Raw genomic sequence first — 14,934 nt, 5'->3', positions numbered from 1 at the left:
ATGCCGTCGAGACGATATCGGGTACGAGGAGGCGAACACGGTGGGGTATCGCAAGTTGGGACGGCCCAGCGGAGCGCGCAAGGCGCTCTTGCGCAGCTTGGTCACGGACCTGTTGATGTACGGACGGATTGAGACGACGGAAGCCAAGGCGAAAGAGATCCGTCGTCTGGCGGACAAGATGATCACCCTCGGCAAGCGCGGAGACCTGCACGCACGCCGCCAGGTGGCCGCCTTTGTACGCCGCGAGCGGGCAGAGAACGAGGAGCGCGACGTTATCCAGAAGCTGTTCGACGAAATCGCGCCTCGCTTTGCCGAGCGTAATGGGGGCTACACGCGCATTGTGAAGATTGGACCGCGCCGCGGCGACGCTGCACCGATGGTTTACATCGAGTTGGTGTGACGGAGGGGTGTGCGGTCCGCGGATGAGCCTGGGCGGGGATGCCGATGCCCAAGATTCGCATGGTAATCGCTTATGACGGAACGGACTTCCACGGGTTCGCCAGGCAGCGAAACCTAAGGACGGTGCAGGGTACGCTGGAGGCGGCGCTGCAACGGGTCTTGGGATGCCCCGTGGAAGTCTTTGGTTCTGGACGGACAGACGCGGGCGTGCACGCGCGCGGTCAGGTGGTCCACTTCACCCAATCCTATGGCCCCCCTGCGGAACGGTATCCGCGGGTGCTGGGGCGCCTGTTGCCCAGGGACCTGATGGTGGTGTCCGCCGATTCGGTGCCGGACGAGTTCCACGCGCGCTTTTCGGCCACTGGGAAGGTCTATCGCTACACGCTGCAACGGGCGGATGAGGAGGATATCTTCACACGCCGGTATGCGTGGCACGTGCCTGGGGAACTGAACGAGGCGGCGATGCGCGAAGCGGCGCATCACCTCCTGGGTGAGCACGACTTCACCAGTTTCTGTGCCGCGGGCACGCCCATTGAGGACAAACGACGGACCCTGCGCGCTATCGACTTTGTCGTGCGCGGCAGCTACCTGGACATCTACTGCCGAGGAAACGGATTCCTGCAGTACATGGTGCGCATCATCGTGGGCACGCTGGTGGACGTCGGTCAAGGACGGCTGAGCCCGCAGGACATCCCGTCCATCCTAGCGGCGCGAGACCGGCAGCGGGCGGGGCAGACGGCGCCTCCCCACGGCCTGACTCTGTGGCGAGTCGAATACGCCCTTGACGCGCACCCGAAATTATCCTAAAGTAGACTTCAGTGTCTTTTACCCACTGCCCCCCGTTACAGTGAGGAAAGATGAATCGGTTGTCTATCATCGCACACACGATGGGTACGCGGTTATGGTTTGCGCGAGGAGTCGATCCGCTGCGCGCACCGGCGCGGCGGTTGCGACGCAATCGGGAGGGACTGGCATGCGAACGACGTACATGGCGAAGCCGAACGCCGTGGAGCGCAAGTGGTACGTGATTGACGCTACCGGCTGGCGCGTGGGGCGTTTGGCCACGGAGATCGCGCGCATTCTGCGCGGAAAACATAAACCGGAGTTTACACCGCATGTGGACACGGGTGACTTTGTGATTGTCACCAACGTGGAGAAGGTGGTCTTTACTGGCCATAAATGGCAAAAGAAGTTGTACCGCCGTCACTCCGGGTATCCCGGCGGACTGAAGGAGACGCGCGCCATCGATATGCTGCACACGCATCCGGAACGCATCCTGGAGAGCGCGGTGCGCGGGATGTTGCCGCACAATTCTTTGGGCCGCAAGCAGTTTACCAAGCTGAAGCTGTACGTGGGACCGGACCACCCGCATCAGGCGCAGCAGCCCATTCCCTGGGAGCCTGCGGGCAAATAACGACGGAGGAGGGATTCTGACCTATGGCACAAGTCCAGTATCTCGGCACGGGCCGGCGCAAGCACTCGGTGGCGCGCGTGCGGCTCCTGCCGGGCGATGGTAAATTTGTGGTCAACCACCGTGACATGAACGAATACTTCCCGCTGGAGACGCTTCGGCTGATCGTGAAGCAGCCGCTGTTGTTGACCGAGACGCTCGGCCGTTACGATGTACACGTGAACGTCTACGGCGGCGGCATTTCAGGTCAGGCGGGCGCGGTCCGCCACGGCATTGCCCGCGCCTTGTTGCAGGTGAATCCAGATCTGCGGCCGACGCTGAAGAAGGCCGGCCTTTTGACCCGCGATGCGCGCATGAAAGAACGGAAGAAATACGGCCTCAAGGCGGCCCGGCGCGCGCCTCAATTCTCGAAGCGCTAGGCCAGCTTTCATACGGGCTCGTCCATTGCTTGGCCCCCGGTCCGGCAGGCAGGTCCCAAGGCACCCCGGAAGCGGGTGCCTTTTTTCATGAATTGGGCCAGGTTGCATACACTGTACGGGACGAGTACTGTTCCGGGCGCAAGGCGCCTGGAGGGGAGGTCGGCGTGAAGATGAGAGCCACTCGCCGCTGGCGGCTGAGCTGCGTTGCCGCTGCCTGCAGCTTTGGGCTGTTGGCTGCATTCTTCCATCCAGTTGCTGAGGCGTCCGATGCCGAGCCCAACCTGATCGGGCGCGTTATCGTGATCGACGCCGGCCACGGCGGTCCGGATGGCGGTGCCCGCGGGGCCAACGGCGTCTGGGAGAAGACCATTACCTTGGCTATCGCCAAGCGCACAGCGGTTTGGTTCGAGCGGGCTGGCGCCCGCGTTTACCTCACTCGCACCGAGGACACCGACTTGGCCACGGACGCGGACAGGGCCGCTCGGAACCGACATCAGGGAGACCTGCGGGAACGGGTCCGGTTCATCCGCCGTCACCATCCGGATGTGTGCCTGGTCATCCACTGCGACGCCGTCCCGTCACCCAAGTGGTCGGGCGCCACCACGCTTTATCACCGCGGCAACGCGGAGGGGGAACGGCTGGCCACAGTGATGCAGAATACGTTCCGAGAGACACTCCTGCCCACCAAGCGCGATCCGAAGGCCAACGACACCCTCTACATCCTTCGCCGGGTGCCCGGGGCCACGGCGCTGGCCGAGGTGGGTTTCTTGTCCCATCCATACGAAGCGAGCCAGCTGCAGACACCGGCCTATCAGGATCGGGTGGCGTTGGCGCTGTATCTGTCTGTCATCCGTTACCTGGGTGGGGAAGGCGTCCCCCCGGTGGAAACGCCTGACGATTGAGGATTGGGAGGGTTTGGGTTGACACGTGGGCGCATGCTGGGGGTTGCCTGCCTGGTGGTTCTCGCCGTCTGGCTGTGTTTGTCGATGCTCGCCAGTTGGCGCCGCCAGCCGGCCGAGGCGGTGCAGAGCAAGCCGCACTCCACCGTCGGCCGGCTCTTCGTGACCGACCGGGACTGGCACGGCCGTCCGGTCTATCGCCTGCAGAACGAGTCTCACCAAACGCTCCACCACGTCCGCCTGCAAAGCCTGGCCGGCGATTCCTTGCCCATCCTCGCCATCACCGCGCGTGGGCAGACGGCCCCCTCCCTGTTGACGAATCCTCTCGCCCAGCCGCCCTACACGCTGCCATCCGGCGCCTGCGCTTGGTTCGTCGGTCCCAAACGTCCACCGCTGCAAATTGTGCTGTACTGGCAGGACCCCGACGGGAACATCCGACACGAATTCGACGCTTTCCCGCTCCCTGGTGTACACTAGAAGAGGGAGAACACATCCCTTGCCATAGAGGGGGTAGACCGATGGTCGATGCACAGAGCATACGTGACGCGCTCCGGGACGTCGAAGACCCGGAAATCCATAAAAGCATCGTCGAATTGGAGATGGTGCGCCGTATTGACATTCAGGGATCGCACGTGAGTGTGGAGATTGCCCTGACCATCGGCGGATGTCCGCTGCAAACCACCATCGAGCAGGCGGTTCGGGAGAAGCTGTTGGCGCTTGAGGGGGTTCAGAGTGTCGAGGTGAAGCTCGGCACCATGACCGATGAGGAACGGACCGCCTTCGCCGCCAAGTTGCGAGGTCCCCAGACGGGCGAACAGAAGATGCCGGCATTGCTGAAACCGGATGCCGGGGTGGAATTCATCGCCGTGGCGTCCGGCAAAGGGGGCGTCGGAAAGTCCACCGTCACGGCCAATTTGGCCAGAGCCCTGGCGGCGGCGGGGCTGAAAGTTGGCGTCATCGACGCGGATATCTACGGTTTCAGTCTCCCCCGCATCTTCGGTGTCCAGGGGCAGCGCCCAACCGTCATCGACGACCTGATCATCCCGATAGAGGTGGACGGGGTGAAAATCATGTCCATGGACTTTTTCGTCCCGGCGAACAATCCGGTCGTCTGGCGCGGGCCGATGCTGGGGAAGATGCTGCGCAACTTCTTCGCCGAGGTGCACTGGGGTGAGATAGAGGTCATGCTGCTGGACCTGCCACCTGGCACCGGCGATGTAGCGCTCGACGTGCATCAGCTGCTGCCAAAGAGCAAGGAGATCCTTGTCACAACGCCGCAGGCGGACGCGGCGGCGGTTGCCGTACGGGCCGGTCTGATGGCCGTGCGGACGCAGCATGAGGTCATCGGGATCGTCGAGAACATGGCTTGGTACGAATGCCCCGGCTGCGGTGAGCGGGCCTACCTGTTTGGCCGCGGCGGCGGCGAGCAGGTGGCTGCGGAGGTACGCAGCAAGGTGCTGGCCCAGGTCCCCATTGCGGCCCTGGAGCCGGGCGAGTCCTCGTTGTTTGCGCCCGATAGCCCGCAGGGGCGAGCGTACGAGGAGTGCGCCCACAAGGTCCTGGCCCGTCTGGCGCTGCCCTCGCACAATGCCGTGGCGCGCTGAACTGAAGACATCAGCGGCAACCATGCCGGATTAGACCACAAGGCCCCGCACTCAGAGCGGGGTCTTGCACGTACGAAGGCGTTGCCCGGGGCCGATTAGGTCATGTCTCCACCGCCACTCTGTCCTCCTTGGCCTCCTCCCTGGCTTCCCTGTCCGCCAGTTTGGCCGCCCGATTGACCGCCCTGCTGTTTCCCAGCCTGCTGTATCTGGTCGGCCACGGCCGATTTCAGGGACTGCTCAAACTGCATGCGGAAACTCGGCGTCTGCAGTGCGTCCGACATGATTTTCATGATCTGCCCGCGAAACTGCGGGGTCTGCAGCAGGCTTTGCAGATGGTTGGTGAACTCGGGCGACTTGAGCAGCACCAGCATGTCTTTTTGATATTCCGGATCCTTCATGAGCTGCTTGTTGATGGCCACCAATTCCGGCTTGGCGGCCTGGGCGAGCGCCGCCGCAAATTTAGGGTCCTTGGCCTGTTGGGCCAAAAACGACTGGTTCTGCTTGCTTGCCAGTTGCTTTTCAAGGGCCTGTCGGATATCGGTGTCGGACACCGCCAGCTGCTGTCTGGTCTGTGGGTTCTGCAGGGCTTGGGTGATGGCCTCGCGTCCTTCATTGGAGTGCAGGATGTCCACCACCATCTGTTTGGTCGTCCCATAGTCCTGATCGCCACCGCCGCCGGCTCCTGACACCTCTGCCTGAGCGCCCGTGTTCGATCCGCATCCGGCCCCGATGGCGGCCAGCAGGGCGAGTGTTCCGACCATCGCTGTCCGTTTCATGGGCTACACACCCCCTTGCCTCGTGGGCGTCGCACCGCTTCTCGCCGCTAGTATGCCGACGCAGGGTGGCGCTTATACTTTTGCCAGAGGCGACCGAATCATTGGAATTGATTGTTGAGTGCCTGGGCTTGCGGTATCATGGGGGCAAACGGAGGGACGGACGCATGAGACTCAATCAACTCACCTTTTTGGTGGCCAGCACCGTCTTGGTGGGAGCTGTCTCCGGCTTGGTCAGCGCGGTCGCTGGGATGGTGGATGTTACCTGGTATCGGGGGCTGACCGAAGGCGCGTTCTTGGCGACGACCAGTCTCATGGGATTCTGGGCGTTCCTGACGCTCAACTTCGTCGCCCGCATCAGTCTGCCATGGCGCGTGTGGCGATGGGCGCAGGGCCTCATCCTGTTGTTGGTGGTGTTTGACATGGTATGGTACCGGTATCGGCTGGAGGTACTCGCCCATCCGCACTTGCCCGTTCCCTACGGGACCTACCTCACGCAGGCATTGTGGCCGCTCGCGGTGAGTATCGCCGGTGGCTGGGCGAAACGACGGTTGTCCGGTCCGGGGAGCTTTGTGCCGACCGTGTTTTACCTGTACGTCTTCACGATTGTCGATTGGTTGTTGGTCATCAAGTCCCAGGCCGGCGCGGCGATTGTCAATCAGACCGGGATGGTGATGATGGCCTGCAACGTGTACATGATTCTGATCTTTGGCCGGCTCCTGACGCCGGCGCCTCCACGTGAACCCACCACGGGCCAAGCCCAGGAACGGAGCCGGGGCGACCGCGGCGGAATTGATGCGGCGGGTGTGGGGCCTTCCGCGCCCCGCTGATGCCCACAGCCCGCCGCATGGTCCCCATCCTCCGCACCACCAATTGTCATTCGACCTTTGACTGCACCTTGGCCTGGGCCAGCAGCTCCGACACCGTGACAAACCGGTAGCCTTTGGCCCGCAGCCCCGATATAATCTGAGGCAGCGCCTGCACGATTTGTTTGGACGAATCACTGGCGTGCATGAGGATGATGTCGCCCGGTACCGCGCGCGTCAATACCCGCTGGGTGATGGCTTGTACACCCGGGTTCTTCCAGTCCAACGAATCGGTGTTCCACTGGATGACCGTGTAGCCCATGCTGTTGAGGCACTGGATAACGCGCGGGTTGAAGTCCCCGTTCGGGGTGCGGATGAGACGCGTCTTGACTCCGGTGGCTTGGTAGATCGCTTTTTCCGACAACGCCACCTGCTGGCGGATCCAGCTGTCCGGGTAGTTGGAGAAGTCCTTGTGGAGGTGGCCGTGGTTGCCAATCTCATAACCCATATCGTGGATCCGTTTGGCTATCTTCGGGTGCCGTTGGGTCCACGGGCCGCTCAGAAAGAAGGTCGCTTTGTTAACTTTCTCCCGTTGCAGCAGGTCCAGGACGGGCTCGGGGACTTTCTCTCCCCACGAGATGTCGAAGGTCAGCGCCACCACCTTCTGGTCGGTGTCCACTTTGTAAATGGCGCTCGGCTTTTCCGCCGCAAACGCCTTGAATTCTCCTGAGGCCGCGAACAAAACGGCCATGAACAGGGCGATAATACTGCTGATGGCCAGGAATCGTTTGGCGTCGCGCACGCTGTTTTCCCTCCCATGGACAGGTTCAGGTCTGTGCCCAGTGTATGCGTCGAAAGCGAGGTCCATACATGTTGAAATCCAAGGCGTCTCGGCGCCACAATTCGTTCCCGTGGTTCATCGCATTGGCACTGTTGTTGCTGGTCGTGGGGTATATCAGCGGCATGGTTTGGCCGCACCACTTTCAGGGGGCCTTGGGCCCGGCGATAGATAAATTGAAGCGGACGGCTGAAGGGATCTCCTCGACGTCGCTGGCCGGAGCCATCTGGACGATCTTTTTCAACAATGCGCTGGCCGCCTTGGAGCTCATCATCCTCGGCGTGTTCCTGGGCGTGTTCCCGGCCCTGATGCTGTGGCTGAATGGGGTGCTGCTGGGCTACGCGACGGCGCTGGCGATGGCGCAGGCGCACGTGCCGTGGTGGAAGGTGCTGTTGTTCGCGGTGCTGCCACACGGGGTGTTCGAGTTGACCGCCATCATCTGGGCCGCCGTGCTTGGGTTTCAGCTCGGCTTTACCGCCGTGCACAGCGTGACGCGGCGGCTCTCGGCCTCGCCGCAGGCCAGATCGCATTCGCTCTCTTTGCGCCATGAATGGACGCGGGTTATCCATCAATTGCCATGGATCTTGGGACTGCTGCTTGTCGCCGCCTGCATCGAAGCGGCCGTAACACCTCGTCTCATCGCCATTGTGCACCTGTAGGCCTGGGTGTCCGAACGCGTGTGGATGGGCATACTAACGCTGGAACCACCGGTGACGCGACAGGGGTTCACAATCAAGCGCGCAAGTCTGCTGGCTTGGCCGCCGTCACGTCCCACAATCGGTCGAAATACAGTTGAAGTATGACACACCGGGAGGACAGCCGATGCTGTACGCAGCCCTAGGAGATTCCATCACGTACGGATACTGCGCGAGTTCGGAGAGGGCGCGCTACGTCAATCGCATTCAGGCCGCGTTGTCCAAGCAGGAGCGAGTGAACATGTTTGTCCGAGCCAAACCCGGTTGGACCTCCCGTCAGTTGCTCAAGTCCTTGAAGGATGTGCCGGAGTGCATCTGGGGGGAGGCGCGGCTGGTCACCATCCTGATTGGCGGCAACGACTTTCTCAAAGCCATGCCCTGGCTACTGGACGGGAATCGTGGGCGCTTGCTGCGCGTGGCCGGCCAGGTGCAGGATAATTTGACCCAGATTGTGCAGACCGTTCGCTCGCCCGATTCCACCATCCTGATTGCAACGATGTACAATCCGTTTCCTAATTCGCTGGTGGCCAAGGAGTGCATCGACACCTTGAACCAGGTGATTTGTCACGTCGCGACGCGCGAACACCTTATCCTGGCGGATGTGCGCGGCCGTTATTCCGGAAATGAGCATGAGTACGTGGACTGTTACCGGCGCGGGCAGCTGCGGGATTTTCGCATTCGCAACAACCCGATTCACCCGAACGACAAGGGGCACGCGGCTATCTCAAGCGTGTTCCTCGCGGCTTACCGACGTTCGCTCGCGCAGACCCGCCGCACCGCCCGTCGCAGCAAGACTCGCTGAAATGCAGCTGCCGCCAAATGCCAGACGTGACTTGACGTGGACAAACGAGTAGGAAACAATGGTAGGAAGGGAATGGCTCCACTTTTCCGGCGAGTTGGTGGCGAGAATGGCGGCATGGTTGGACATCCTGCGACACTTTGGCATACTTGACGCGCTTGACATCCTGATTGTCGCGTACGTAATCTATCGTCTGCTTATCCTCATCCGCGGCACCCGCGCAGTGCAGTTGCTCAAAGGGGTTATTGTCATCCTGCTGGCCACCGCGGTCAGCAACTTTCTCCACCTGCAGGCGTTGAATTGGTTATTGAACAAAATCATCACCCTCGGATTATTCGCCATTCCGGTGGTGTTTCAGCCAGAGTTGCGGCGGGCTCTGGAACAGCTCGGCCGCGGCGGGTTCTTTTGGTTTTCTTTCACCACCGACAACGAGGATATCAAGCGAGCCGCCTCGGAAATTGTGAAGGCCAGCCAGGTGCTCTCCAAAACGAAAACCGGCGCTCTCATTGTCATTGAGCGCAACACGGGCTTGAGTGAATATATCGAGACGGGAACCCTCGTCGAAGGCAAAGTCAGCACGGAGCTGCTGTTGAACACCTTTATTCCCAACACGCCTTTGCACGATGGGGCGGTGGTGGTGCGTGGTGACAAGATGGTCGCCGCCGGCTGCTTTCTGCCGCTCACCGAGAGCCGAGACTTGGACAGGCAGTTGGGAACTCGCCACCGCGCCGCGCTCGGCGTCACGGAACAGTCCGACGCGGTGGCGGTGGTGGTGTCAGAGGAGACCGGGCGCGTATCCCTGGCGGTGGATGGGGTTCTCACCCAGGATCTCAGCGAAGCCGCCCTGCGTGAGTTGCTCGACTCGCTTCTCACGCCCAAACGCGCCACCACCTTCAAGTTCCTCAGCCGAAAGGCGGAGTCGTAGTGAACCGATTTTGGTCCAACAACAACGTCCTGCGCGTCATCGCCCTTGTGCTCAGCTGTATTCTCTGGTTTGCGGTGCAGCCAAGTCCCGACTCTGGTGCTGCCACCGACAATGTCAACGTCTCCGAGTTCCCCATGGCGGTGCACGTGCAGACCTCGGACGACATGGTCGTCACCAAGGTGCAACCGTCCACCGCCATCGTGGCCGTGCATGACAGCACCCTCAGCGTCGAGTCGCTGGCCGAGCAGATGCTCGGAGTGCAACTGGTCGCCAATGTTCGCGGCCTAAAGCCTGGGCAGCATCAGGTGCCGTTGACCGCCCAGCACATGCCGCTGGTGCAATATAGCATCAGCCCCAGCACTGTGACCGTCGTGATTGCTGACCGAAAGACCACGCAACAATCCGTCCGCGTCATTGTCCGTGGCCAGCCCGCCGCCGGCTACAGCGTCGGCACCCCGCAGTGCGACGTCGCGACCGTCAAGGCCAGCGGCGCCCAGCAGGCGTTGGACAAGGTGGCGACGGTCGCTGCCTTCGTCTCCGTACAGGGAGCCACCGACACCGTCTCCCAGGAGGTGACCCTGGCTGCTGTCGATGGGCGGGGGAACCCGGTTGACGGGGTTATCGTGGAGCCGTCCACCGCGCACGTGAATGTGCCTATCTTAGCTCCGCACAAAAACGTCCCCGTGTCCGCCAGCGCGAGCGGATCGCCAGCCGCCGGCTACGATGTTGTAAGCCTTACACCGTCCGTGTCGTCTGTGACCCTGTACGGGACCCACCTGCCCAAGCACCTCACGGTGCCGGTGGATGTGTCCGGGTTCAACCACAGTCGCACCGTTTCGGTCAAGGTCCCGTTGCCTGCAGGCGTGAAGCAGGCGACTCCGTCGATGATTCAGGTCCATGTGCAGGTGGAGCCGAGCGCGGTCCGCTCATTCACGGTTCCAGTGAGCGTGCGCAACGTCCCGGCGGGTGTGAGCGTGAGGGTGGTGTCACCGGATAGAGTGACGGTGCAGGTGAGCGGTGCGAAGTCCAATATCGCCGACCTATCGTCCATCGACATCGCGGCGTACGTGGATGCCAAGGGGCTCAAGGCCGGCAGCGGGCACGCCGAGATCCAGGTGGATGTGCCCGACGGACTGCATGTGGTCCAGATCTCGAAGTCCCAGGCTCTGGTGGAGGTCAGCTCATCGTAGACGGTTGCCCAGGCGGATGTCCGTGTGGCAAAATGGTTTGGGTTGCTGCGGCTGCCGGCAGCGAGTCCGGGCAGCCGTTTTTCTGTTTGCAGCGGCTTGGTTTTCGATGGCGAATTCTGCGAGAGGCTTGTTTGTCAGTTTGTGGCAGTGGAAAGGAGCGGTGGGATTGTCCCGCTTGTTTGGCACAGACGGGGTGCGCGGTGTCGCCAACCGCGAATTGACACCGGAACTGGCGTTTCAGCTAGGCCGGGCGGGGGCACACGTGTTGACGGGCGGCCGCCACGGTGTGCGCATTGCGGTCGGCAAAGACACCCGCATCTCGGGCGACATGTTGGAGGCTGCGCTCATCAGCGGCATTCTCTCCATCGGAGCGGACGTCTTGCGGCTGGGGGTCATCACGACGCCGGGGGTCGCCTATTTGACCCGCCACCTGGGAGCGCAGGCCGGGGTGATGATCTCGGCCTCGCACAATCCGGTCGAGGACAACGGGATCAAGTTTTTCAGCGATGCCGGCTTCAAGCTGCCCGACGAGGTGGAAGACGAGATTGAGCAGACGATTCGGGGCGGTATGGATGCGTTGCCGCGGCCCGTCGGCGCTGCGGTTGGCCGGATTCACGACGAGCCGGCGAAGGCGACGTACGTCGACTTTTTAATCGGGACGGTTCAGCACCGGTTTGACGGCCTGCACGTGGTGCTTGATTGCGCTCACGGCGCCGCCTGTGAGATTGCACCGGAAGTGTTCACGCGCCTGGGAGCGCGCGTGAGCGTGCTCAACAACTGCCCGGACGGCGTGAATATCAATGTCGGGTGCGGATCGACCCATCCTCACGTGGTGCAGAAAGCGGTCCTGGAACTGGGGGCGGACGTGGGATTGACGTTCGATGGGGACGCGGATCGATTGATTGCCGTGGACCACACAGGCGCGGTTGTCGACGGGGATTACGTGATGGCCATCTGCGCGCGGGCGCTCAAGGAGCAGGGGCGGCTCAGCCACGACACGGTGGTGGCGACGGTGATGAGCAACCTCGGTTTCCTCAAGGCGATGGAGCGGCTCGGCATCCATGTGGAGCGCACGCAGGTGGGCGACAGGTACGTGATGGAGGCGATGCGCCGCGGAGGACATACGCTCGGCGGCGAGCAGTCGGGCCACATCGTCTTCCTCAATCACACGACGACAGGCGATGGCATCCTGACCGCGCTGCAGCTGGTGGACATCATGGTGGGGAGCGGCCAGCCCCTCGCCGAACTGCGCAAGGTGATGACGCGCTACCCGCAGATCCTGGAGAACGTGCGCGTGCGCGACAAACGGGCGTGGTCGGCCAATGAGCGCATCCTTGCGGCGCTCGCCGAGGCGGAGCAGCGGCTGGGCAGCGATGGGCGCGTGTTGGTGCGTGAATCGGGCACGGAGCCGATTGTGCGCGTGATGGCGGAGGGCCCGGAAGAGCAGCTGCTGCAGGAGTGCGTCGGCCGCATCGTGCGCGTGGTCCGCGCCGAGTTGGGCGCCTGAACGTGTCCATCCGCTGCGCTACAGCGGGCTCCGAAACCGACCGGGTGTGCAGATCCACCGACGGAGGCGAAAACCGCGTCGAGAGGCGGCGGATGGGGCCAGATTGCGGCAGGTGATCAGACATGTGTATGACAAACGGACGCCAACCCATTGACGGCGCGCATGGCTTTCACATATAGTGGGCATGCGTGAGCTCGCGCCACAATTCGCCGCCGTTAGGACGTCGATTTCCTTGTGTCGCGTGGGCTTTGCGTCTTGTGAAACCGGGAGAGGGGGGATGCCGCGGTTGGTCGGACGCGGGACGGATCGGCCAGCCAAGAAATCTGCAGGGCCGCGCTGAGCGGCCGTTGGGGCAGACACGGGTCTGCCGGAGACGCGCGGGAGTGAATCTGGGACACTCTCCGGCGAGAAGCGCCTGGACTGGATGGGGACGCGGAGCAACCGGATGCGGCTTGCCAAGACCAGTGGGCCGGCCGCAGAGGGCACCATCCAGTTGACGCGGTGGAGGTTGGCGAAACATTCGGCGGGTGCCTCCCGGTGTGCGGGCCGCACTGTGACGCGAAGCTCGAAAACCAGCGGGTGACCGCTGCGGACAAGAGCGAGCAGGCCCATGAAGGAGGATAAAATTTCATATGTGTGGAATCGTGGGCTACATCGGGCCACGCGACGTGCAGGGTGTCGTGATGGGCGGGCTGCAGAAGCTGGAGTACCGGGGGTACGACTCGGCCGGCATCGCGGTGTTGGCCGATGGGCGGCTGCAGGTGGCCAAATCGGTCGGCCGGCTAGCCAATCTGGAGGACATCCTGGCGACGGACCCGCTCTCCGGCCACATCGGTATCGGCCACACGCGCTGGGCCACGCACGGGCGGCCGTCCGATGAGAACGCGCACCCGCACCAGGACTGCCACGGCAGGTTCGCGGTCGTGCACAACGGGATTGTCGAGAACTACCTGAGCCTGCGCGAGGAGCTTCTGCAAAAAGGCCACACGTTCCAGTCCGAAACGGACACGGAAGTGGTCGTGCACCTGATTGAAGAGCTGTACGACAGCGATTTGTTCCAGACGATGGTCAAGGTGGCCGGGCGCATCCGCGGCGCGTACGCCCTCGTAGTATTGAGCCGCGAAGACCCTGACACCCTGATTGCACTGCGCAAGGCCAGCCCGCTGGTGGTCGGCCTTGGGGAGGGGGAGAACTTCATCGCCTCCGACATTCCGGCCATCCTGGAGTACACCCGCGACGTGTACGTGTTGGACGACGGTGAGATGGCGGTCGTACGCCGCGACAGCGTGGCGTGCTTCACCCTGTCCGGGCAGCCAGTCGCCAAGCAGCCCCTGCACGTGACCTGGGACGCCGTCTCCGCGGAGCGCGGGGGCTTCCCGCACTTTATGCTCAAGGAGATTCACGAGCAGCCAAAGGCCATTCGCGACACGTTGGCGGGACGGATTGCACCTGATGGATCGCAGGTAGACCTGCAGGAGCTGCGGCTCAGTCCGGAGTTCATCCGCGACATGGACCGCGTGCACATTGTCGCCTGCGGCACCTCGTGGCACGCCGGGCTGGTTGGCCAGGCGTGGATGGAGCAGCTGCTGCGGATTCCGGTGGACGTGGAGATTGCCTCTGAATACCGCTACCGCGATCCGCTGGACACCGAACATACGCTCATCATCGTGATGAGCCAGTCGGGCGAGACGGCCGACACCCTGGCCGCGCTGCGCGCGGCGAAGGCGCGCGGACGCCGGGTCCTGGCCATCGCCAACGTGGTAGGCAGTTCAGTGGCGCGCGAGGCGGACGATGTGCTTATCACCTGGGCGGGGCCGGAAATTGCGGTGGCCTCGACCAAAGCGTACACCACGCAGCTGGTGGTTCTGTTCCTATTGACGCTCTACTTTGCCCAGGTGCGGGGGGCGCAGAGCGAGGAGACCATTCGCGGCGCCTTGGCTGGACTCGACGCTCTCCCGCAGGCGGCGGAGCAGGTGCTCGACGCGGCGCCGCAGGTGGAGCAGTTTGCCCGGCGCTACGCCGAGGTCGAGCACGCGTTTTTCATTGGCCGCGGGCTCGACTACTCGCTGTCGCTGGAGGGCGCGCTGAAGCTGAAGGAGATCTCCTACATCCATGCGGAGGCCTATGCAGCAGGCGAGCTGAAGCACGGGACGCTGGCCCTTATCACCGAAGGTGTGCCGGTCATCGCCATGGCCACGCAGGAGCAGCTGTATGACAAGACGTTGAGCAACATCAAGGAGGTCAAGGCCCGCGACGCGTTCGTGCTTGGGGTAACCTGGGCCGGCAACGAGGACCTGGCCAAGTCGGTGGACAAGGTTCTCCACCTGCCGCGGTTGCACCCCCTGTTGGCGCCGATTGTGGCGGTGATTCCGCTGCAGCTGCTGGCGTATTACGCTGCCGTGGCGCGCGGCAACGACGTCGACAAGCCGCGCAACCTGGCAAAGAGCGTGACGGTGGAGTAGGGCGGCAGGCGCGGTGGGTGTTTTGTGGACCGGAACAATAATTGACCCTGTCGGGAACTAATATTGTCCCCGTTCAGGAACATCATTTGTCCCTGATTTCAGTATCCCGTAGTGGCAAAATCCTTGTCACTACGGGATTTTTTGCATGCAGGAAAAATTGAAGAGGAGTTTTGAATAATGTGGCGAACCATGTATACATGCGAAAAA

Annotated in this window: 16 protein-coding genes; 14 read left to right on the top strand and 2 right to left on the bottom strand. The window is 62.6% G+C overall.

Annotated features, from left to right (window positions below):
- Positions 1-40: 40 nt before the first annotated feature.
- From rplQ to salA, 7 genes are all read left to right on the top strand, one after another.
- Entirely contained in the window at positions 41-400 is a 360-nt protein-coding gene (gene rplQ, locus ASH01S_RS11270; RefSeq protein WP_067928074.1) for a 50S ribosomal protein L17, read from the top strand.
- A 44-nt stretch (positions 401-444) separates the two neighbouring features.
- Positions 445-1,206: a tRNA pseudouridine(38-40) synthase TruA gene (truA, locus tag ASH01S_RS11265; protein WP_067928242.1), complete on the top strand. Its 762-nt coding sequence runs from the start codon at positions 445-447 to the stop codon at positions 1,204-1,206.
- A gap of 166 nt (positions 1,207-1,372) precedes the next feature.
- Complete coding sequence (rplM, locus tag ASH01S_RS11260) at positions 1,373-1,813, top strand: 50S ribosomal protein L13 (protein WP_067928071.1); 441 nt, start codon at positions 1,373-1,375, stop codon at positions 1,811-1,813.
- A gap of 23 nt (positions 1,814-1,836) precedes the next feature.
- On the top strand, positions 1,837-2,229 hold the full coding sequence (rpsI, locus tag ASH01S_RS11255; RefSeq protein WP_067928068.1) for a 30S ribosomal protein S9: 393 nt from the start codon (positions 1,837-1,839) through the stop codon (positions 2,227-2,229).
- 170 nt (positions 2,230-2,399) lie between these two features.
- Positions 2,400-3,131, top strand: coding sequence for an N-acetylmuramoyl-L-alanine amidase (locus tag ASH01S_RS11250; RefSeq protein WP_157067105.1), 732 nt, complete (start codon positions 2,400-2,402; stop codon positions 3,129-3,131).
- A gap of 18 nt (positions 3,132-3,149) precedes the next feature.
- The gene (locus ASH01S_RS11245; protein WP_067928062.1) at positions 3,150-3,605 is read left to right on the top strand and encodes a hypothetical protein; all 456 of its coding nucleotides are present in this window, start codon (positions 3,150-3,152) and stop codon (positions 3,603-3,605) included.
- A 41-nt stretch (positions 3,606-3,646) separates the two neighbouring features.
- Positions 3,647-4,732, top strand: coding sequence for an iron-sulfur carrier protein/transcriptional regulator SalA (gene salA / locus ASH01S_RS11240; protein WP_067928059.1), 1,086 nt, complete (start codon positions 3,647-3,649; stop codon positions 4,730-4,732).
- A 95-nt stretch (positions 4,733-4,827) separates the two neighbouring features.
- On the opposite strand, the gene gerD is transcribed toward salA, so the two are convergent.
- On the bottom strand, positions 4,828-5,508 hold the full coding sequence (gene gerD / locus ASH01S_RS11235) for a spore germination lipoprotein GerD (RefSeq protein ID WP_067928056.1): 681 nt from the start codon (positions 5,506-5,508) through the stop codon (positions 4,828-4,830).
- Between the two features lie 164 nt (positions 5,509-5,672).
- Here gerD and ASH01S_RS11230 point away from each other — a divergent pair, with 164 nt between their 5' ends.
- A complete protein-coding gene (locus tag ASH01S_RS11230) occupies positions 5,673-6,335 on the top strand; it encodes a KinB-signaling pathway activation protein (protein WP_067928052.1) in 663 nt (220 codons plus the stop codon).
- Positions 6,336-6,381: 46 nt separating this feature from the next.
- On the opposite strand, the gene pdaB is transcribed toward ASH01S_RS11230, so the two are convergent.
- Entirely contained in the window at positions 6,382-7,062 is a 681-nt protein-coding gene (gene pdaB, locus ASH01S_RS11225; protein ID WP_083517084.1) for a polysaccharide deacetylase family sporulation protein PdaB, read from the bottom strand.
- A 119-nt stretch (positions 7,063-7,181) separates the two neighbouring features.
- Between pdaB and ASH01S_RS11220 the strand changes: the two genes are divergently transcribed.
- The 6 genes from ASH01S_RS11220 (at position 7,182) to glmS (ending at position 14,727) form a co-directional block, all read left to right on the top strand.
- Positions 7,182-7,808, top strand: coding sequence for a stage II sporulation protein M (locus ASH01S_RS11220; RefSeq protein WP_067928048.1), 627 nt, complete (start codon positions 7,182-7,184; stop codon positions 7,806-7,808).
- 163 nt (positions 7,809-7,971) lie between these two features.
- Entirely contained in the window at positions 7,972-8,646 is a 675-nt protein-coding gene (locus ASH01S_RS11215) for an SGNH/GDSL hydrolase family protein (protein WP_067928045.1), read from the top strand.
- Positions 8,647-8,752: 106 nt separating this feature from the next.
- Positions 8,753-9,568 (top strand): diadenylate cyclase CdaA, encoded by an 816-nt coding sequence (gene cdaA / locus ASH01S_RS11210; protein WP_067928237.1) that lies wholly within the window; start codon positions 8,753-8,755, stop codon positions 9,566-9,568.
- Positions 9,568-10,758, top strand: coding sequence for a CdaR family protein (locus ASH01S_RS11205; RefSeq protein ID WP_067928041.1), 1,191 nt, complete (start codon positions 9,568-9,570; stop codon positions 10,756-10,758). The genes cdaA and ASH01S_RS11205 overlap by 1 nt, the downstream gene beginning before the upstream one ends.
- Before the next feature lie 166 nt (positions 10,759-10,924).
- The gene (gene glmM, locus ASH01S_RS11200; protein ID WP_067928233.1) at positions 10,925-12,265 is read left to right on the top strand and encodes a phosphoglucosamine mutase; all 1,341 of its coding nucleotides are present in this window, start codon (positions 10,925-10,927) and stop codon (positions 12,263-12,265) included.
- 632 nt (positions 12,266-12,897) lie between these two features.
- Positions 12,898-14,727, top strand: coding sequence for a glutamine--fructose-6-phosphate transaminase (isomerizing) (gene glmS, locus ASH01S_RS11195; protein ID WP_067928038.1), 1,830 nt, complete (start codon positions 12,898-12,900; stop codon positions 14,725-14,727).
- Positions 14,728-14,934: the final 207 nt, after the last annotated feature.

Origin of the sequence: Alicyclobacillus shizuokensis NBRC 103103, assembly GCF_001552255.1 — a bacterium.
Taxonomy (GTDB): Bacteria; Bacillota; Bacilli; order Alicyclobacillales; family Alicyclobacillaceae; genus Alicyclobacillus_G; species Alicyclobacillus_G shizuokensis.
The sequence above is the reverse complement of the archived record's forward strand: the minus strand, read 5'-3'. Positions and strand labels throughout refer to the sequence as shown.

Excerpts from the sequence above, each read along its gene's own strand:
- truA (WP_067928242.1), top strand. The coding sequence starts at position 445 with ATGCCCAAGATTCGCATGGTAATCGCTTATGACGGAACGGACTTCCAC.
- ASH01S_RS11220 (WP_067928048.1), top strand. The coding sequence starts at position 7,182 with ATGTTGAAATCCAAGGCGTCTCGGCGCCACAATTCGTTCCCGTGGTTC.
- rpsI (WP_067928068.1), top strand. The coding sequence starts at position 1,837 with ATGGCACAAGTCCAGTATCTCGGCACGGGCCGGCGCAAGCACTCGGTG.
- gerD (WP_067928056.1), bottom strand. The coding sequence starts at position 5,508 with ATGAAACGGACAGCGATGGTCGGAACACTCGCCCTGCTGGCCGCCATC.
- glmS (WP_067928038.1), top strand. The coding sequence starts at position 12,898 with ATGTGTGGAATCGTGGGCTACATCGGGCCACGCGACGTGCAGGGTGTC.
- pdaB (WP_083517084.1), bottom strand. The coding sequence starts at position 7,062 with ATGGCCGTTTTGTTCGCGGCCTCAGGAGAATTCAAGGCGTTTGCGGCG.
- ASH01S_RS11230 (WP_067928052.1), top strand. The coding sequence starts at position 5,673 with ATGAGACTCAATCAACTCACCTTTTTGGTGGCCAGCACCGTCTTGGTG.
- rplM (WP_067928071.1), top strand. The coding sequence starts at position 1,373 with ATGCGAACGACGTACATGGCGAAGCCGAACGCCGTGGAGCGCAAGTGG.
- salA (WP_067928059.1), top strand. The coding sequence starts at position 3,647 with ATGGTCGATGCACAGAGCATACGTGACGCGCTCCGGGACGTCGAAGAC.
- ASH01S_RS11215 (WP_067928045.1), top strand. The coding sequence starts at position 7,972 with ATGCTGTACGCAGCCCTAGGAGATTCCATCACGTACGGATACTGCGCG.
- cdaA (WP_067928237.1), top strand. The coding sequence starts at position 8,753 with ATGGCGGCATGGTTGGACATCCTGCGACACTTTGGCATACTTGACGCG.
- ASH01S_RS11250 (WP_157067105.1), top strand. The coding sequence starts at position 2,400 with ATGAGAGCCACTCGCCGCTGGCGGCTGAGCTGCGTTGCCGCTGCCTGC.